Origin of the sequence: Paracoccus albus, from assembly GCF_027913035.1 — a bacterium.
GTDB lineage: Bacteria > Pseudomonadota > Alphaproteobacteria > Rhodobacterales > Rhodobacteraceae > Paracoccus > Paracoccus albus.
This window is the reverse complement of sequence record NZ_CP115775.1, coordinates 1,014,208-1,031,417: the sequence shown is the minus strand read 5'-3', so window position 1 is coordinate 1,031,417 and position 17,210 is coordinate 1,014,208. Positions and strand designations below refer to the sequence as shown.

The following is a 17,210-nucleotide window of genomic DNA, read 5'->3' as shown; positions in this document are numbered from 1 at the left end:
CCTTTCTGCAGCACTCTTGCCACACCAAGATTAACTGCCCATGAACTGACCCCTTGAGAACGGCGCAAAACTTCCTATAATTTTCAACAAACGCTGGCTGATCAGACGCCGCCGAAAGGACATTCCGTGACCGTCACCACTGCAATCCGGCCATCTGCTGGCCTGAACTCACTGGGTTTTGCGAAACCGCCCGCCGAAACGCGGGTCGTTGTCGCCATGTCTGGTGGCGTCGACAGTTCTGTCGTGGCGGCCTGTCTGGCCGAGCAGGGATACGATGTCGTGGGTGTGACGCTGCAACTCTACGATCATGGCGCTGCATTGGCGAAAAAGGGTGCTTGCTGCGCAGGACAGGATATTCACGATGCCCGCCGCGTGGCGGAACGCATCGGCTTTCCGCACTATGTTCTCGATTACGAAAACAAGTTCCGTGAATCGGTCATCGACGAATTCGCCGATGCCTATCTGGCCGGTGCGACGCCTGTACCCTGCATCCGCTGCAATGAGCGGGTGAAGTTTCGTGACCTGCTGGAAACGGCAAAGGATCTGGATGCGGATTGTATGGCCACAGGCCACTACATCCAGCGTCGGGACGGGATGGACGGTGCCGAATTGCACATGGCTGCCGATCCGAACCGCGACCAGAGCTATTTTCTGTTTTCCACAACGCAGGAGCAGTTGAATTTCCTGCGTTTTCCATTGGGGCATCTGGCCAGCAAGGCCGAAACCCGCGAGATGGCCGCGAAATACGGGCTGTCTGTGGCTGACAAGCCGGACAGTCAGGACATTTGCTTTGTGCCGAATGGCAACTATGCCTCGGTCATCGAAAAGTTGCGTCCCGGTGCGGCCGATCCCGGCGAGATCGTGGACACCGACGGCAATATTCTGGGCGAACATCGCGGTGTGATCCATTACACCATCGGCCAACGACGCGGCCTTGGCATTGGCGGGCTTGGCGATCCGCTTTACGTCGTCAAGCTGGACCCCGAGGCGCGCCGCGTCATCGTCGGTCCGCGAAAAGCCCTGTCCACGCGGATTGTTCCCGTCGGAGAAGTGAACTGGATCGGCGGCGGCAGCTTCGATTCCGGCGAAGAGCGTGAAATTTCGGTGCGCATCCGCTCTACCCGCCCGCCGCGGGGGGCGATGCTGCGTGCGACCGGACCACGCACCGCAGAGGTGGAATTGCTGGAGCCAGAGGAAGGTGTCAGCCCGGGTCAGGCCTGTGTGTTCTACGAAACCGGGGGTACGCGCGTGTTGGGTGGCGGCTGGATTCAGCCGCGCCGCTAAGCCCGCTTCCGCAGGAAATCAACGACCGATTTCGCCGCCCGCAGACCGGGTGGCGCACCACCCGCGCCAAGCCGCTGCATGGTCAGGGCCATCGCTTCCGTTTGGGCGGCGCGTTTTTCGGGGCTCTCAAGCAGATCCAGCAGCGACTCGGCGATGACATCTGCGCGGCAGTTGCGACCCAGAAACTCCGGCACGGCACGCGTCTCGCTGACGAGGTTCACCAGAGTCACTGTATCCGTCTTCAGCAGCATTCCGATCAACAAGCGCGACAAGGGTGCCATGTCGTAGGCGATAACCATCGGCACGCCATTCGCCGCCAGCTCCAGGCTGACCGTGCCGGAAGCGGCGAGCGCCAGATCGGATGCCATGAACGCTGCGCGTTTCTGGGCCGCGTCCTCTACGACAATCGGGGCTGTTGGCCAGCGGCGGGTCATTTCATGCACCATCCGTGAAACGCCAGGTACGGTCGGGATCACGACCCGCAATTCGGGTATCCTGTCGCGCACACGGATCAACGCCTCGTCAAAGCGGGGCGCAAGGCGCGACACCTCGCCCCGCCGCGATCCGGGCAGACACAGAATAAGCGGCGCATCCGGCGCGATCTTGTGCGCTGTCCTGAATGCCTCGGCCTGGCTGGGATCGGCGCGTTCTTCGGCCACGACCGGATGGCCGACAAAATCACAGCTCATCCCGGCCGCCTCCATATATGGCGGCTCAAACGGCAGCAGCGCCAGAACGTGATCGACCACCTTGGCCATCTTGGCCGCCCGACCCGGACGCCACGCCCAGACCGAGGGCGCGACATAGTGGATCACCGGTCCGCTATAACCCAACTCCTTCGCCGCACGCGCGACCCGCAGGCAGAAATCCGGGCTGTCGATGGTAATCAGCGCGTCGGGCTGGCCTTCGGCAACGGCGCGTGCGGTTTCCGCGATCCGTCGCTTCAGGTGGCGGTACTTGGGCAGCACCTCGGCAATGCCCATCACCGACAGCTCATCCATCGGGAACTGGCTGTTGAGACCCTGCGCCGTCATATCCGGCCCGCCAATACCTGCAAAGGAAATATCTGGCTGCAACGCCGTCAGCCCAGCCATCAGCGCCCCGCCGAGCTTGTCGCCCGAAGCCTCGCCAGCGATCAGGAAGACGTTCATCACTCTACCTCGCCGTCGCGATTTCTCATGCGGGCGGCAGGATCAGCGCGCCCAAAGGAAAACGCCCGCATCGCGCGCGCGTTCCACAGAGCTTTCGCGATCCAGCAGGATCACCCCGCCCGCTTGCCAGGCAATACCCGCCAGCCCTGCGCGCACCGCCCGATCAACCGTATCAGGCCCGATCGTCGGCATATCCACGCGCCTGTCCTGATCGGGCTTGGGCGCCTTCCAGAAGACGCCGCGCGGGCCGTTGGGGCGCGGACGCATGTCGCGATGGGTCGCGACAAAATCCAGCATGGCATCGGTTCCGGGCAAGGTCTCGACAGCCATGCACAGCCCCTGCACCACGACAGCGCCCTGCCCAAGGTCCAGCGACCCCAACCCTTCGACAACCGCCGCGGCACGGTCGGTATCGGCGATATCAGCGGCAGTGGGTTCCCCCACCAGCAGACCGGCCTCTGGCACCAGATCGGGGCAGATATCGGCGGTTCCGGCGACCGAGAAGCCAGCTTCTTCGAACAGCGCGATCACCTCACGCAGCGCGGCATCATCGCCCGACTGCATCGCCGCAAGAATGCGCGGAACAAGGCTGGCCGTGCGCGGATCGAACGCCTCGGGATCCAGTCGCGGGCGCCGGACGGCACCGGCGAAGGTCACACGGTCCACGCCTTGGGCTGACAGCCAGTCGAAAAACGGAACCAGCCGTTCAAGCCGGAAGGTCTCATGCGGCAAGGGCGGCGCGAATCCTTCCAGTGCGGCAATGACCGGATCGTCAAGCTGTGCGGCGACGGCAGGTGCCAATGCGCCCTGCCCTGCAATGATGGCTGTACGGCTCATAGCGGTTTAAGGAAGCTCCGGTCGGATGGTCCAAGGATGAAATCCAGCATTTCCGTCACCATCGTGCTGTTCTGCCTGCCGCCGAGATCACGCGCGGTGTCACGGAAAGAACCGTCATGCAGCTTGGCAAGCGTCGCACGAAGCTCTGCTATTTCAGACCGAGACGCGCCGCGGCGTTTCAGCCCGACAAGGTTCAGCCCGTCCAGATGCGCGCGTGGCCCCTGAACCAGGCCATAGGGCAGCACGTCCGCGGTCACCATGGACAGCGCACCGATCATGGACCCGCGCCCCAGCCGGACGAACTGGTGAATGCCCGACAGCCCGCCCACGATCACCTCATCCTCGACAATGCAATGTCCGGCGACGGCGACAGAGTTCACGAGGATGACATTGTTGCCGATCCGACAGTCATGCGCGACGTGACTGTTCGCCATGAACAGACCATCATCGCCGATCCGGGTGACCCCGCCACCTCCGTCGGTGCCCGGCTGCATGGTCACATATTCACGGATGCGGTTGCGCGAACCGATTTCCAGCCGTGTATGCTCGCCGTTGAATTTCAGATCCTGCGGATCGTGACCGATAGACGCGAACGGATATATCACTGTCTCGGACCCGACAGAGGTATCGCCGGTCACGACGACATGGGATTTAAGTTCTGCCCCGTCGCCAAGGCGCACATCCGAACCGATCAGGCAGAACGGCCCGATGCGGACGCCCTGCCCGATCTCGGCCCCACATTCGATAATTGCTGATGGGTGGATCAGCGTCTCAGCCATCCGCGGCCTCTTTCGCGGGCTGGTCCATCATGGCGGTGAATTCGGCCTCGCAGGCCATTTCGCCGTCGACCATGCCCTTGCCTTCGAATTTCCAGATCTTGCCGCCGCCGCGCTTCACCGTGACATGCAGTTCCAGAACGTCGCCCGGCACGACCATGCGGCGGAACTTCACCTTGTCGATGGCCATGAAGTAGGTCCGCATCCCCCGATCCGCCAGATCGAGGCTGACGCCGACCACGACAGCCGCCGTTTGGGCCATCGCCTCGACAATGGTCACACCCGGCATGACCGGCTGATTGGGGAAGTGGCCTTGAAAATGCGGCTCGTTAAAGGTGACGTTCTTGATCCCGACGCCGGACTTGTGCGGCACGATATCGCGCACCTTGTCGATCAGCAGAAATGGGTAGCGGTGGGGGATGATCCGCTGGATCAGGCCGATATCGGCTTCGGTCGTCTGGTTCTCGGCCATTGGGCTGCCTTTCGAAAGGGTTAGTAGCGGTGCTAGCAAAGCGGTGGGCGGATTGGCAAGGCGGCGATTGATCAGAACCGGCGGCGCCCCTCGATCAGCCAGCCGGTCAGCATGGTTCCCGCGATCAGCATCAGCCATGCCCAACCGGGCAAAACAGGGCTGCGCGACAGGCCTGTCACGGTCTCGGCATTGCGCGCGAAAATGCCGATCCAATTGCCGGAAATGCCCTGACCTTCGGTCGCGCGGCCTTCATCCACCATCCGCAGATCCGGGATTCCGTCCGAAAGCCGCTGAACCGAGCCGCCGCTGGATTCAATCAATCCGGCAAGTTCCGCAGGATTGGCGACCGTGCGGTTAAATTCGCGCGGGGAGGCAGGACCGATCGCGATTGTCCGCCTTAGCTCGCCGTGGCGCACGGTATACAGGCCCGGGGAGCCGACATTATGCGTCGCCGCATAGCGGCCCGGCTGCTCTTCCTGCAACGCGACCTCTGTTTCGCTGCCATCAGGGCCGATAACGATTGCCGGCGCGTCGACATCCTCAAGGCTGCGCCGCGCGATATGCAGCGTCAGCGCGGGTCCGGTGCCAAGCTCCAATGCCTCTTCCTCAAGCTCGGGCTCTTTCATCGACCAATGCGCGACGCGGCGCATCAGATCAAGCTGCGGCCCGCCACCTTCGAAGCCCCGACCCCACAGCCAAACCTGGTCCGAGGCAATCAGTGCCACGCGCCCCTCGCCCTGCCTGCGCAGCATAAGAAGGGGGCGGTTTCCCTCTCCGATCATGGCGATGGTGCTGTCGGGCGTCGGGAAGGCCTCGACCATGCGCAGCCAGCGACCCCAGCTTTCGCCCGGCTCGACCGTGCCACTTTCGGGCGGCGCACCCGGCAGGCTCTCTGTCACAGGGTGGCGCCTGCCATCATCGGTCAGCCGCGGCGTGAACGGCGCATCTATCAGCCGACCGCTTGGCCGACCCGGCAGAATTTCCCCCAAGGCAGAGCGCGAGATACTTTCCACCCCGGCAAATTCGGGCCCCGCAGACACAAGGATCGCGCCGCCCTCTTCGACATAGCGGCGGATATTGTCGTAATATTGCGGCAAAAGAATACCGCGCATCCGGTAGCGATCGAAGATGATCAGGTCGAAATTCCTGATCCGCTCCATGAACAATTCCTCGGTCGGGAAACGGATCAGGGCAAGCTCATTGACAGGTACGCCATCGAATTTTTCCGGCGGCCGCAAAATCGTGAAGTGGATCAGATCAACATTCGCATCCGATTTCAGCAGGTTGCGCCATGTTCTTTCACCCGGATTGGGCTCCCCCGACACAAGCAGAACCCGCAAACGGTCCCGCACTGCATTCACGGTCAGCGCCATGCGATTGTTGATGGTCGTCAACTCGTCGGGCTGGTCGTCCAAGGAAAGCTGCAGCACGTTGGGTCCGGCGGCCTCGAAGGTGACGGGCAGTTCGACCTGCGTGCCGGGCGTGACGGCGATGCTGTTGATCTCTTCCCCGTCAAGGTTGACGCGAAGCTGGGTCGGACCGTTGGCGGCGTCCGGCACGGCACCTTCGTCGGCGATGTGAAGGCGGATCGTCACAGGCTCTCCGATCAGGGCAAAGCGCGGGGCTTCGTCAACGACGATCCGGCGGTCCCAATCGTCGGGCATACCGGTTTGCAGCAGATGCACGGGTGCAGGCGCATCAACCGGGACCGCATTGCCATCATGTGCCAGGCCATCGCTGAACACCACAACGCCTGACAGACGGTTCGCCGGTTCTTCAGCAATAGCCCGGGTCAGTGCCGCGCCAAGCAACGTGCCGTCTTCGGAATCATCGACCGTTATCCGGCGGATTTCCGTTCCGGGCAGCTGGGCAAGCTGCTCTTCCGCCTGCGTCAGCGCGGCATCGGCCTGTTCGCGACGGCCCGGCAGGGACTGGCTGGCGCTGCGATCATCGACCAGCAGCACGATGTCAGACAGCGGACGTGCGGTTCCCCGTTCCAGTCCCGGGCCGGCAAGTGCGAGCGCAATCAAAGCCATCGCGGCACCCCGCCACCACGCGCCCCGCAATCCGCGCCAAAGGCTGAACGCCACCACCACGAGGGCCAGCAGTGCCACGACCGCAGCCAGCCAAAGCGCCGCCTGCCAGCCGATCACCGGGGTCAAAATCGGATCGAAAACCAGAGACCCCCATTTCATCTCAAATCCTCGCTTCGCAAGCGCTCAAGAAGCTCGGGCACGTGGATCTGATCGGATTTATAATTTCCGGTCAGCACATACATGATCAGGTTGACGCCGAAGCGATAGGACAGTTCACGCTGACGCTCGCCATCAATTCCGACACCCACTGCAAACATCGGCAACCCGCGATCATCGACGGCCCATGCCTCTGCCCAGCTGTTGCCGCCAAGAACCACGGGCGACACCCCGTCATTCACGGTTCCCGCTGCGGCGCCCGCCGCCTCGACCCAGACTTCGCCCTGTGTGAAGCGTCCGGGCATATCCCGCAGCAGATAGAAGCTGCGCGTCAGCACATGGTCATCCGGCACCGGCTGAAGTGGTGGCATGTCCAGCGGTCCCACCAGCCGACGCAGATCGTCTGATCCGTCAGGCGCTGTCCCGGCGATATCGGCATCGCGCGTGTCAAAGAGGATCATGCCGCCGCCGCGCAGAAAGCGGTTGAGCTGAAGATAGGCTTGCGCTGACGGAACGGGCTGTTCAGAACCGATGGGCCAATACAGAAACGTCATCAGCGACAGGTCGGCGCTCTCAAGATCAACCGCAACGGGCTGCGTCGGCTCTACCGTTGTGCGCGCGGTCAGCACCTGTGACAGCCCGGTCAGCCCGGCCAGCGATCTCTCATCGAGTTCTTCATCACCCGTCAGGACATAGCCCATCGCGAATTCCGAGGCCGCGCGGGCAAGATCCGGGTCAATCTCTTGCGCATCGGACTGCCCCGGAAGGCCCGGCACCAGCAAAAGCCCGGCCAAAGCCGCTGCCGCCATGCTGCCGCGCCGCAGGACAATGCTGCCAAGCATGTCAAGCACAAGCGTGACCGCTGCCACAAGAAGCAACCAGCCCAGCAGAGGCAAACCCGCAGGACGATCCGTCTCTACCAGGGCCCCCGGCCATTCAGCCGCCACTATCGGTCCACCGGCATTGACCGCCGCAATACGCTCGCCAGAGGTATAGATCCCCGCAGGGACACCTGGCGCGGCACCATTCGCCAGAACCTCGCCCTCTATCGGCGGGGTATCACGGGCGGGGCTTAGCCGTCCGAAACCATCCAGAACCTCCGAGGCTGTCCAGATACCCTCACGCGCATCCGCCCCATCCGTTTCCGCGGCGCTACGTCCGGCACTGGCGACAAGCCGCGCCAGCATATCAACGAAAAGCCCGGAAATCGGCAGCGACGACCAATCGGCATTTGCTGTAGAGTGAAACAGAACGATCTGCCCGTCACCGAACGCCGCCCGCGTCACCAGCGGCGTTCCGTCGCTGAGTGCTGCAATCGTGCGCTCTGCCAGTTCCGGCGCAGGTTCGGCCATCAACTGGGCGCGTATTGTCACCTCCTCGGGAACCGTCAATCCGGCGAAAGGACCATCGGCCGCGAAGGGCGCGATAGGCCTGGGCTCCCCCCAGCTGAGCGCGCCACCCATGTCCCGGCCACCCGGACGCAGGCGAACCGGCAAAAGCGGCTCATTCTGAAGATCGGGTGCGGCGGCCATACGCGGACCAGCAAAGCGGATCAGCAAGCCGCCTTCATCCAGCCAGTTTGCAAGCGCCCCGTCAGGCTGAAGCCCGACGCGATCCATCATCACGATGACATCGGGATTGGCGGACAGCGCATCGCTCAACCCCGCCTCGATCAGGCGGGCCGATCCGGTCAGCGCGCTGCGCAGGAAATGGGCAGGCGACAAAAGCACCTGCCCTTCAGAGGTTGCCCGCCCTTCACCGATCATCGCAACAACAGGACGGCGCAACCGATCATCACCCAGCACCACGGCAGCCGCAGATTCTACGCCATCGACCTGAAAGCGCGTGACCCGTCCCAGCATTTCAGGCGGCAGATCGACCGGCACCGGACGTGTCGTGATACCATCACGAGTCGACGGTGCTGCGGAGGTCAGCCGGGCAAGCTCTCGCGGGATGCCCTGCGGATCGGGGCCGAGGGCGCGGATGTCAGGCGCATCCTTGCCGATGGTCGCCACCTCCAGCAGCGGGCGAGAACCGCTTTCGGTCATGTGCAGGGTAAATGCGGCGGCGGGCGATGGGACGACTTGCACCGGCCCGCGGGCTTGCAATTCCTGCAGCCACGCATCCCGGCCATCGTGATCCAACCCGTCGCTGAGCCACAGCGTCCGAAGCGTGCCTTCCGGTGTATTCGCCAGCATCGCCACAGGATCAGCGGGATAAACGCCACCCCAGGGCTGCGGCACAGCCGCGCGCAGCAGGGCAGGCACGCTGCCATCCGCGCCAAAGACCAAAGCCTCGTCATTCTGGCCGTCCGCCAGCAGCACGGCAACGGGCTGACCATCGGCAATCGCCGCCTCTGCCGCGCGTGTGGCGCGACTGCGCGAACTGTTCCATCCGGGTGCCGCCGTCGCCCCGGCATCCATAACGATCAGCAAGGCGTCACCGTCAGCCACGGGCGGTGGCGGTCGCCAGACGGGCTGTGCAAATGCAAGGATCGCGGCGGCGACGGCAAGCAAGCGCAGCAGCAACAGCCACCACGGCGTCCGCCGCGCAATGGGATCCGGGTCCTCCAGCCCGCGCAGAAGCACGGTTCCGGGAAACCGGATGCGCCGCGGCACCGGCGGCAGGGCCCGCAGCAGCCACCACAGAACCGGCAAAGCGGCAAGCGCCAGCAGCATCAGCGGCGCGCCGAAACCTATCGGACCCAGAACCATCATCGTGCCGCCAGGACTCCATGAAGCCAGATCAACGCCTCGGAAGGGGGGCGCCCCAGATCATGGGTGCCGAAGACCAAGCCACAACGGCCGGCCAACGCTGCAAGATGATCGCGCCGCGCGTCAAGACGCGCCATATAAGCGCGGCGTATTCCGGCCGCATCGCGGGTTTCGTGGCGAAGACCGCCGACGGTTTCAAACCTGACCGCCCCGGCAAAGGGAAAATCCTCTTCATCCGGATGCAGAACCTGCAGCATCACACCCGTCGTACCAAGGTCAGCCATGCGCTGCACGAAAGCGTCAAGCGCATCGCCCTGTTGCAGAAAATCGTCAATCAGCACAGCAATCTGACCGGGCCTTAGCGCGGCGGGATCGGGATCGTCGCCATCATGCGGCAGCAAACCGGCGTTGCCCAACGAAAAGCTGATCTTTTCCGCCTGCACCGCACCTGCGCCCACGTCGCCACCCAGCAAAGAAACCCGTTCCCCGCCCCGGATCATGGACAAGGCCAGCGACAGACCGATCAGCCGGGCGCGGTCAAACTTGGTTTCCCCTTGTCCCTTCTGACCGCTATAGGCCATCCCCGCCCCACGACCGACCCAGATAACGGCGGTGCGGGCGGTCTGGCGTTCCCGGTCGCGCACGAACTGCGAATCCCCTCGCGCGGACCGGCGCCAGTCAATCGTCGCAGCCGTATCACCTTCATGCGCAAGGCGATACTGCCAGAAATCTTCTCCAAGGCCGGGACGCCGCAAGCCATGCCCGCCGGGCGCCACGATGGGGGCTACCGGACCCCGCGCAAGCACAAGCGGCGGCAGCGCTGCCGCCGCAACCTCTGCCCGTTCGCGCAACATGGCAACATCGCTGTTTGCGGCTGCGCTCACGCCGCCTTCCGGAACTGAGCATCGCGGACGCGCCCGATCACACCGTCCGTGGTTTCGCCGCGGGCACGCGCACCGAAGCTAAGCGCCATGCGGTGGCGCAGCACGGGTGCCGCCATCGCATCGACATCTTCGAGGCTTGGGGCAAAGCGGCCGTTCAACACGGCGCGGGCACGGGTCACAAGCATCAGCGCCTGTGCCGCACGCGGACCCGGACCCCAGCTAAGCGTATCGGCAACCCAGTCCGCACCTTCCGGCCCCGGTCGCAGCGAGCGTACCAGATCGAGGATCGCATTCACCACGGTCTCACCCACGGGCATCCGCCGGATCAGCGCCTGTGCAGCAATCAGACCTTCGGCATCAAGCACGGCATGTGGCATGTCAGCCTCTATCCCGGTTGTGGCCAGCAAAATGGCGCGTTCCGTGTCGCGATCCGGATAGTCGACATCCACCTGAAGCAGAAAACGGTCAAGCTGCGCCTCGGGCAGTGGATAAGTCCCCTCCTGCTCGATCGGGTTTTGCGTGGCCAGAACATGGAAGGGCTTGCCCAACGGACGATGTGCGCCACCTATCGTGACCTGCCCTTCCTGCATGGCCTGCAACAGCGCGGATTGCGTGCGCGGGCTGGCCCGGTTGATCTCATCTGCCATCAGAAGCTGCGTGAAAACCGGCCCTTCGACAAAGCGGAACTCTCTGCGCCCGTCCGAGGCGACATCCAGCACCTCAGAGCCGAGAATATCGGCGGGCATCAGGTCTGGCGTGAACTGGATTCGCGCATCGTCCATTCCCAGCACAGTCGCCAGCGTATCGACCAGCATGGTCTTTCCCAGCCCGGGCTGCCCGACCAGCAGCGCGTGACCGCCGGACAATATGGCGGCAAGCACCTGCTCGACCACTTCGTGCTGCCCGACGAAACGGCGTTCGATACTGGCGCGGGCATCCATCAGCCGGCCACCAAGATGGGTAACCTCGTCAACCAGTTTGTCATCCTCGGTCATGACAACTCTCTCATTCTGCTCTATGACATAAGAAAGCATGTATCGTTTCTGGGTGAAATGGGTAAACGGCCACATAGGGCGGAAGCGACCGCGGAAGCAGAAAACCGCGGCGAAGGCATAACCGCAGCGGCGCGCAAGGAAGGTCTGCGCGGACCGGCGCCGGTCCATTTGTGGAATCCGCCATACTGCGGTGAAATGGATATGGAAATCCGCGCCGATGGCACCTGGTTTCACGAAGGCTCACCCATTGGGCGGCCAAATATGGTGCGTATGTTCGCCAATATCCTGAAGTTTGAGGATGGACGACACTATCTTGTGACCCCGGTCGAAAAGATCGGGATCAAGGTAGAAGATGCGCCCTTCATCGCGATGGACGTTGAGATCGGGCCAGAGGGCGCGTTGTTCACCACCAATATCGGTGATACGGCGCGTCTGGATGAAGACCATCCGCTGATCATCTCTGGCACGCCGGAAGAACCAAGGCCATATGTCGAAATTCGTCACGGGCTGCGCGCCCTGATCGCCCGAAAGTGCTTTTACCGGCTTGCCGAAGCCGCCGTCCCGGGGCCCGATGGCCGCATAGGAATCAACTCGGCAGGTAAGTTCTTCCCACTGGAGTTGTAACCATTATGGCCCGTTTCGCCGCAAATCTCACACTTCTGTTCAATGAACTGCCCATGTTGCAGCGTTTCGATGCTGCCAGACAAGCGGGCTTTCAAGGCGCAGAAATTCTGTTTCCTTATGACCTGCCCGCGCGCGACCTGCGCCGGGCCGCACGCACAGCGGGTCTGGACGTCGTACTGATCAACTGCCCGCCGCCGAACTGGGCCGGGGGGCCGCGCGGTTTCGCCGCTCTGCCAGAGGCGCAGGACCGTTTCCGTCTTGATTTTGAGCGGACGCTTCGCGTCGCTCAGGCGCTGTCGGCGCGGCACATCCACATCATGGCGGGCAAGGCAGAAGGTCCGGAAGCCCATGACTGCTTTGTCGATAATTTGCGTTGGGCTGCAGGCCGCGCACCACATGTCAGCCTGACGATAGAGCCGATGAACGCCACCGATGTTCCGGGCTATTTCCTGAACTCCTTCGATCTTGCTTTGCAGGTGATCGAAGCCGTCGGGGCATCTAATGTTGGCCTGCAGTTCGATGCGCACCAAGCCTATATGATCACTGGCGACGTTATTGGAACCTTCCAACGATGCCAGCGGCGGGTTCACCACATCCAGATTGCCGGCGCGCCCGACCGGAATGAACCACGAGAAAACGAGATCGACTATTCGCGATTCATGGAGGAGGTCGAACGATCCGGGTATTCGGGCTGGGTTTCGGCCGAATATACACCACGCAAATCCACAGAAGGTGGTCTGCGTTGGCTCCATCGCGGATTGCAGGCGCGGCGACGCTTTTCGCGGTCCCGCTAGGCCCTGCGCAAAGCGATCACAGCGTTCAGACCACCAAAAGCAAATGCGTTGGAAAGGACCGCTTCGACCTTTGCTTCCCTTGCCTCGTTCGGGACGACATCAAGTGCACATTCGGGGTCCGGCTCTTCATAACCGATTGTCGGCGCGATAACTCCGTCGCGTAAAGCCATGATACAGGCCAATAATTCGACGGCCCCCGTGCCGCCGATGATATGACCATGCATGGATTTCGTCGATGAGATCATCAGCCGATCGGCATGATGTCCAAAGGCATGGGCGACGGCTGCACATTCTGTCTTGTCATTCGCCGCGGTGCCGGTGCCATGCGCGTTGATATAACCGATTTCCTCCGGGTTCAGACCGGCATCGCGCATCGCGCCTGTAATCGCACGCTCTGCCCCCTGCGCCGATGGCATGACGATGTCCTGAGCATCCGAGGACATGGCAAAGCCGACCACTTCCGCCAGAATTTCAGCGCCGCGTGCACGTGCATGTTCATATTCCTCGAACACGAAAACACCCGCACCCTCCCCCTGCACCATGCCGTTGCGGTTGGCAGAGAACGGGCGGCAGGCATCCTTGGACATGACGCGCAGGCCTTCCCATGCCTTAACCCCGCCAAAACACAGCATCGCTTCAGACCCGCCGGCCAGCATGACCTGCGCAGCGCCAGATCGCACCATCTGAAAGGCCTGCCCCATCGCGTGGTTCGAACTGGCGCAGGCCGTTGCCACGGTGAAGGACGGTCCGCGCAGGCCGAACTCCATACTGACATGACTTGCCGCGGCGTTGTTCATCAGCTTTGGCACCACGAAGGGATGAACCCGGTTCTTCCCTTCCTCGTAAACCACGCGATAGTTTTCATCCCATGTGTTCAGCCCGCCGCCAGCCGTTCCCAGCACGACGCCTGAACACAGGCCCAATTCGCCCTGAAACTCCAGACCGGACTGCGTCACCGCCTCTTTCGCGGCCAGAAGCGTAAACTGGGTAAACTTGTCATAAAGAAGGATTTGCTGGCGGTTGAACCATGTTTCGGGCTGCCAGTCATGGATCTGCGCCCCGATCTGGATCGTCAGCCGCTCTACATCGCGGAAATCGAGCTGGGATATCCCGCAGCGCCCCTCTCGAAAGGCTTCGAGCGTTGTAGGCACATCAACACCAAGAGCGTTGACCGTGCCCATTCCCGTGATGACGACCCGATGCATACCGTTCCGCTTCCTGACCCGCCTGCGCCTTCCGATCATGCTTTCTGGGCCACCAGCTTTTCGACCGCCGCAATGATGTTGCCCATATTCGAAATATCGAACTCTGATTTTTCGGGCTCATTGGCGTTGAAGGGGATATTTATGTCGAACTCCTCCTCAAGCGCAAAAATCGATTCAACCAGGCCAAGGCTGTCAATGCCCAGATCGGCTGGCGTCGCGTCGTCGGTGACCTGTCCGACATCCAGCATTGCCTGTTCGGCAATGATTTCCCGGATACGCTGTTGTGTGTCGCTCATCTGATCCTCCGATGGCAGTTGTACTGTGCACTCAGGCCTTGTCCAACAATTCTGTTACAGTTTTCTGAAGCTTGGCGACAGTGGCAGAAAGACGCGGCAGGCGTCGCGCAGCGCGATCCATCTCCATCCGGGTGGTCATTTCGACGGCAGGACTGCCCAGAACGATCCGTCCGGCTGGCACGCGGCTGAAGATTTTCGTGGCACCCCCGGCAATCACGTCATCGCCCACATTTATATTATCGGAAACACCGCATTGCCCCGCCAGAACCACCCGATTGCCGATCACCGACGATCCGGCGATGCCGACCTGCCCGCAGATCAGGCAATCCTCGCCCACCACGGCATTGTGGCCAATATGGACGAGGTTATCCAGTTTCGTGCCACTGCCGATCTTTGTGTCGCGGATGGTTCCCCGGTCAATCGCCGCAGCAGCGCCGATTTCAACATCATCGCCAATCGTCACCCCACCAAGTGAGTGAATGCGGACCCACTTCTGAGGTGTGAAATCGTCGCGTTTTCCGAGGTTTTTGCGCATTTGCTCGACACCAGATTCCTCGGGAGTAACGAATGAAAAGCCGTCGGCACCGATGACGGCACCTGGCTGCACGATGACACGCTCGCCTATGGTGACGCCATGCTGAATACGTACGCCGTTGAGGATAAGGGCGTCTGCGCCGATTTTCGTGCCGCGCGCGACAGAGACATGGCTGGCTATCCGGGCACCAGGGCCAATCTCCACGCCCTCGCCAATCACAACAAATGGCCCGATTGCAGCATCCCCGGCAACCTTTGCCGAGGGATCGACGACCGCTGAGGGATGGATACCACGCGCGATGTCAGGGCCAGGATCGAAGCTGCGCGTCAATCCGGCCATGACAAGCCGCGGCCGTGGCGCAAAGATCGCGGCCTTCAGGCCGTATGTCTCGGGGTCCATACCCTCTGCCAGAATGGCTGCCCCGCCCGGACGCAAAGCCTCGGCATATTTCGGCGACATGGCAAGCGCGATCTGATCCGGCTCAGATTGCCCCGGTTCAGCAGCGCCCGACACCTGCATCGACAGGTCGCCCCAGGCACGGGCGCTCAGTGCAGCGGCGAGATCCTTGATCGTGACCTGCATAGGGGCCTCCTTTTGCGGATGATCTAGACATCCGCGCGCCCCATTGCCAGCCCCTCTCCGGTTTCGCAACCACCGCTGCGGCGCGGTGACAGCCAATTGCCCCTAGCTGGAAGCCTCTGCCGCCTTTTGCATCGCGTCCCAAACCCGCGCATCGCGTCCATAGACATCAGGGTAGTTGCGCAATTGGCCATCCGGACCCGGGATCGTGGTGAAATAGACCAGATGGATCGGCAGAGGTTCTTCCAGCTTGATCCAGCGTTCGTCGCCCTTGCTCAGCACATTATGGAACATGCCTTGTGGATCGCTGCTGTTTCCGCGCAGCAACTGGTAGGCCAGATCGAATGGCCGGCCAACGCGCACGCAGCCATGCGAATATGCGCGGTTGGCATTGGCGAACAGCCCCTTCGACGGCGTATCGTGCAGATAGATGTTCCATGGATTCGGGAACATGAACTTGACCTGACCAAGCGCGTTATCCGGGGACGGCTTCTGACGCAGGAAATACGGGAAGTTGCTGTCCGAATACTTATTGAAGTCGATATTCTCGCGCGGGATCACGCGGCCCTTGCTGTCAACGACATCCAGATGCGCCACCGCATAGCGGTTTGCACGCAATTTCGAAAGATAGGACTGCGCGGCGATAGAGCGGGGCACATTCCAACGTGGATTCGGGACAACGAATTCCATCGTTTCGCTGAACTCCGGGGTCTCCCAGTCCGGATCCGATTTACCGACGACGACCCGGGTTTCAAATGTGGTCTGCCCGCCTTCCCGGATTTCGGCCATATAGCTGGGAATATTAACCCAGATCATGCGCGTGTTCAGGTCATGCCCGTTCAGCCAACGCAGCCGTTCCATAGCGATCATCAGGCGGCGGGTTTGTGGGCCGGCATCCGCGCCGTTCAACTGTGCCAGCGTTTTCGGCCCGGCAATTCCGTCATCCGGAATCCCCGCCGCTTGCTGATAGGCTGTTACGGCAGCGGCAAGCCCCTCGTCGAATGCCTGCGGATCGACGGGCGCTGCCGCGGTCTGGAATCCGACGCTGGCCAGCCGTTGCCGAAGATTGGCCACCTCCGGTCCTGAAACGCCAAGCTTATAGACACCAGAGGCGACCTCTGGCGTGCCAGCGGGCGCAACCAGAGAAGCCCGCTTCGCCAGCATCTCTTTCATCCGCAAATATGCGGGATCACCGGGTGGAAGCGCGGCAAGCGCCCGGACCGGATCGCCGGTCGTCATCTCTTCCAGCAGCGCGACCATATCAACAGGCACGACCTCGCGCTTGTTCATCGAATCCGTGCGCGACGGATTCACCAATCCGTTGGACACATCATTGGCCCAAAGCGATAACACGCGCGCATAGCGAAGCTCTGTCGCGACATCCTGCGAAGTGGCATCACGTTCGAGGCCAGAGGTCTCATAGCGCTGCGGCGGCAGACCATGTTGCGGCGCGGTTGCAACTGCGTCCAGCAACGCGGCCCGGCGGGGCGTCGCATCTTGGCCCAGGAAAACCGGCTGCAAGGCATGGGCACCGTAAAAGGCCGCCAATCCGGGATCAGGGGCAACTGTCTCTGCCAACTGCATCTCAAATTCGGTAAAGTCCAGCTTCGGCGCAGGGAACGCCGCCGCCAGGGACGGTAGTGCCGCCAGTGCAACACCGATAGCGGCTGCACGCCACAGCCGATTCGCATACTCGTTCACGTTTTGACCTCTGCTCGGGCTTTTTAACTATTTTGCCATTCACCTTGGTTAACGTCCAGCAAAGCCGCGTGAGGGGGGCGCATATCCTGAAATCCTTGAGCAATCGTGCCTTCAAGAGCACAGATCGGCGGATTTTTGCCGAATCGGGCAATGTTTCGCCCATATGGGAAC

Annotated in this window: 15 protein-coding genes; 3 read left to right on the top strand and 12 right to left on the bottom strand. The window is 62.1% G+C overall.

What is annotated here, in order from left to right; genetic code table 11:
- Window positions 1-144 precede the first annotated feature (144 nt).
- Window positions 145-1,284 (top strand): tRNA 2-thiouridine(34) synthase MnmA, encoded by a 1,140-nt coding sequence (gene mnmA / locus PAF20_RS05105; RefSeq protein ID WP_434802949.1) that lies wholly within the window; start codon window positions 145-147, stop codon window positions 1,282-1,284.
- Here the strand turns inward: mnmA and lpxB are convergent.
- The 8 genes from lpxB to PAF20_RS05065 all read right to left on the bottom strand — a co-directional run bounded on the left by lpxB (window position 1,281) and on the right by PAF20_RS05065 (window position 11,305).
- A complete protein-coding gene (gene lpxB / locus PAF20_RS05100; RefSeq protein ID WP_271072644.1) occupies window positions 1,281-2,435 on the bottom strand; it encodes a lipid-A-disaccharide synthase in 1,155 nt (384 codons plus the stop codon). The genes mnmA and lpxB overlap by 4 nt on opposite strands.
- 42 nt (window positions 2,436-2,477) lie before the next feature.
- Window positions 2,478-3,272, bottom strand: coding sequence for an LpxI family protein (locus PAF20_RS05095; RefSeq protein WP_271072643.1), 795 nt, complete (start codon window positions 3,270-3,272; stop codon window positions 2,478-2,480).
- A complete protein-coding gene (gene lpxA, locus PAF20_RS05090; protein ID WP_271072642.1) occupies window positions 3,269-4,051 on the bottom strand; it encodes an acyl-ACP--UDP-N-acetylglucosamine O-acyltransferase in 783 nt (260 codons plus the stop codon). Before lpxA ends, PAF20_RS05095 begins: the two co-directional genes overlap by 4 nt.
- Window positions 4,044-4,520, bottom strand: a complete 477-nt coding sequence (gene fabZ / locus PAF20_RS05085; RefSeq protein ID WP_271072641.1) for a 3-hydroxyacyl-ACP dehydratase FabZ — start codon at window positions 4,518-4,520, stop codon at window positions 4,044-4,046. The genes lpxA and fabZ overlap by 8 nt, the downstream gene beginning before the upstream one ends.
- Window positions 4,521-4,591: 71 nt before the next feature.
- Window positions 4,592-6,715, bottom strand: coding sequence for a hypothetical protein (locus PAF20_RS05080; RefSeq protein ID WP_271072640.1), 2,124 nt, complete (start codon window positions 6,713-6,715; stop codon window positions 4,592-4,594).
- Window positions 6,712-9,429: a DUF4159 domain-containing protein gene (locus tag PAF20_RS05075; RefSeq protein ID WP_271072639.1), complete on the bottom strand. Its 2,718-nt coding sequence runs from the start codon at window positions 9,427-9,429 to the stop codon at window positions 6,712-6,714. Before PAF20_RS05075 ends, PAF20_RS05080 begins: the two co-directional genes overlap by 4 nt.
- On the bottom strand, window positions 9,426-10,310 hold the full coding sequence (locus tag PAF20_RS05070) for a DUF58 domain-containing protein (RefSeq protein ID WP_271072638.1): 885 nt from the start codon (window positions 10,308-10,310) through the stop codon (window positions 9,426-9,428). The genes PAF20_RS05075 and PAF20_RS05070 overlap by 4 nt, the downstream gene beginning before the upstream one ends.
- The gene (locus PAF20_RS05065) at window positions 10,307-11,305 is read right to left on the bottom strand and encodes an AAA family ATPase (RefSeq protein ID WP_271072637.1); all 999 of its coding nucleotides are present in this window, start codon (window positions 11,303-11,305) and stop codon (window positions 10,307-10,309) included. Before PAF20_RS05065 ends, PAF20_RS05070 begins: the two co-directional genes overlap by 4 nt.
- A gap of 57 nt (window positions 11,306-11,362) precedes the next feature.
- On the opposite strand from PAF20_RS05065, the gene PAF20_RS05060 reads away from it, so the two are divergent.
- Together PAF20_RS05060 and PAF20_RS05055 are read left to right on the top strand one after the other, a co-directional pair.
- Window positions 11,363-11,929, top strand: a complete 567-nt coding sequence (locus tag PAF20_RS05060; RefSeq protein ID WP_271073257.1) for a DUF1285 domain-containing protein — start codon at window positions 11,363-11,365, stop codon at window positions 11,927-11,929.
- 5 nt (window positions 11,930-11,934) lie between these two features.
- Window positions 11,935-12,723, top strand: a complete 789-nt coding sequence (locus PAF20_RS05055) for a hydroxypyruvate isomerase family protein (RefSeq protein WP_271072636.1) — start codon at window positions 11,935-11,937, stop codon at window positions 12,721-12,723.
- Here the strand turns inward: PAF20_RS05055 and PAF20_RS05050 are convergent.
- The 4 genes from PAF20_RS05050 to PAF20_RS05035 form a co-directional block, all read right to left on the bottom strand.
- Entirely contained in the window at window positions 12,720-13,928 is a 1,209-nt protein-coding gene (locus tag PAF20_RS05050; RefSeq protein ID WP_271072635.1) for a beta-ketoacyl-[acyl-carrier-protein] synthase family protein, read from the bottom strand. The two genes, PAF20_RS05055 and PAF20_RS05050, sit on opposite strands and share 4 nt — an antisense overlap.
- 35 nt (window positions 13,929-13,963) lie before the next feature.
- Entirely contained in the window at window positions 13,964-14,224 is a 261-nt protein-coding gene (locus PAF20_RS05045) for an acyl carrier protein (protein WP_271072634.1), read from the bottom strand.
- 31 nt (window positions 14,225-14,255) lie between these two features.
- On the bottom strand, window positions 14,256-15,341 hold the full coding sequence (locus tag PAF20_RS05040) for a UDP-3-O-(3-hydroxymyristoyl)glucosamine N-acyltransferase (protein ID WP_271072633.1): 1,086 nt from the start codon (window positions 15,339-15,341) through the stop codon (window positions 14,256-14,258).
- A gap of 102 nt (window positions 15,342-15,443) precedes the next feature.
- Entirely contained in the window at window positions 15,444-17,039 is a 1,596-nt protein-coding gene (locus PAF20_RS05035) for a L,D-transpeptidase family protein (protein ID WP_271072632.1), read from the bottom strand.
- Window positions 17,040-17,210: the final 171 nt, after the last annotated feature.

What these genes read in the sequence shown, in the direction of transcription:
- PAF20_RS05040 (WP_271072633.1), bottom strand. Translation starts at nt 15,341, where the DNA reads ATGCAGGTCACGATCAAGGATCTCGCCGCTGCACTGAGCGCCCGTGCC.
- PAF20_RS05095 (WP_271072643.1), bottom strand. Translation starts at nt 3,272, where the DNA reads ATGAGCCGTACAGCCATCATTGCAGGGCAGGGCGCATTGGCACCTGCC.
- PAF20_RS05075 (WP_271072639.1), bottom strand. Translation starts at nt 9,429, where the DNA reads ATGATGGTTCTGGGTCCGATAGGTTTCGGCGCGCCGCTGATGCTGCTG.
- lpxB (WP_271072644.1), bottom strand. Translation starts at nt 2,435, where the DNA reads ATGAACGTCTTCCTGATCGCTGGCGAGGCTTCGGGCGACAAGCTCGGC.
- PAF20_RS05045 (WP_271072634.1), bottom strand. Translation starts at nt 14,224, where the DNA reads ATGAGCGACACACAACAGCGTATCCGGGAAATCATTGCCGAACAGGCA.
- lpxA (WP_271072642.1), bottom strand. Translation starts at nt 4,051, where the DNA reads ATGGCTGAGACGCTGATCCACCCATCAGCAATTATCGAATGTGGGGCC.
- fabZ (WP_271072641.1), bottom strand. Translation starts at nt 4,520, where the DNA reads ATGGCCGAGAACCAGACGACCGAAGCCGATATCGGCCTGATCCAGCGG.
- PAF20_RS05065 (WP_271072637.1), bottom strand. Translation starts at nt 11,305, where the DNA reads ATGACCGAGGATGACAAACTGGTTGACGAGGTTACCCATCTTGGTGGC.
- PAF20_RS05055 (WP_271072636.1), top strand. Translation starts at nt 11,935, where the DNA reads ATGGCCCGTTTCGCCGCAAATCTCACACTTCTGTTCAATGAACTGCCC.
- PAF20_RS05050 (WP_271072635.1), bottom strand. Translation starts at nt 13,928, where the DNA reads ATGCATCGGGTCGTCATCACGGGAATGGGCACGGTCAACGCTCTTGGT.
- PAF20_RS05060 (WP_271073257.1), top strand. Translation starts at nt 11,363, where the DNA reads ATGGGTAAACGGCCACATAGGGCGGAAGCGACCGCGGAAGCAGAAAAC.
- PAF20_RS05080 (WP_271072640.1), bottom strand. Translation starts at nt 6,715, where the DNA reads ATGAAATGGGGGTCTCTGGTTTTCGATCCGATTTTGACCCCGGTGATC.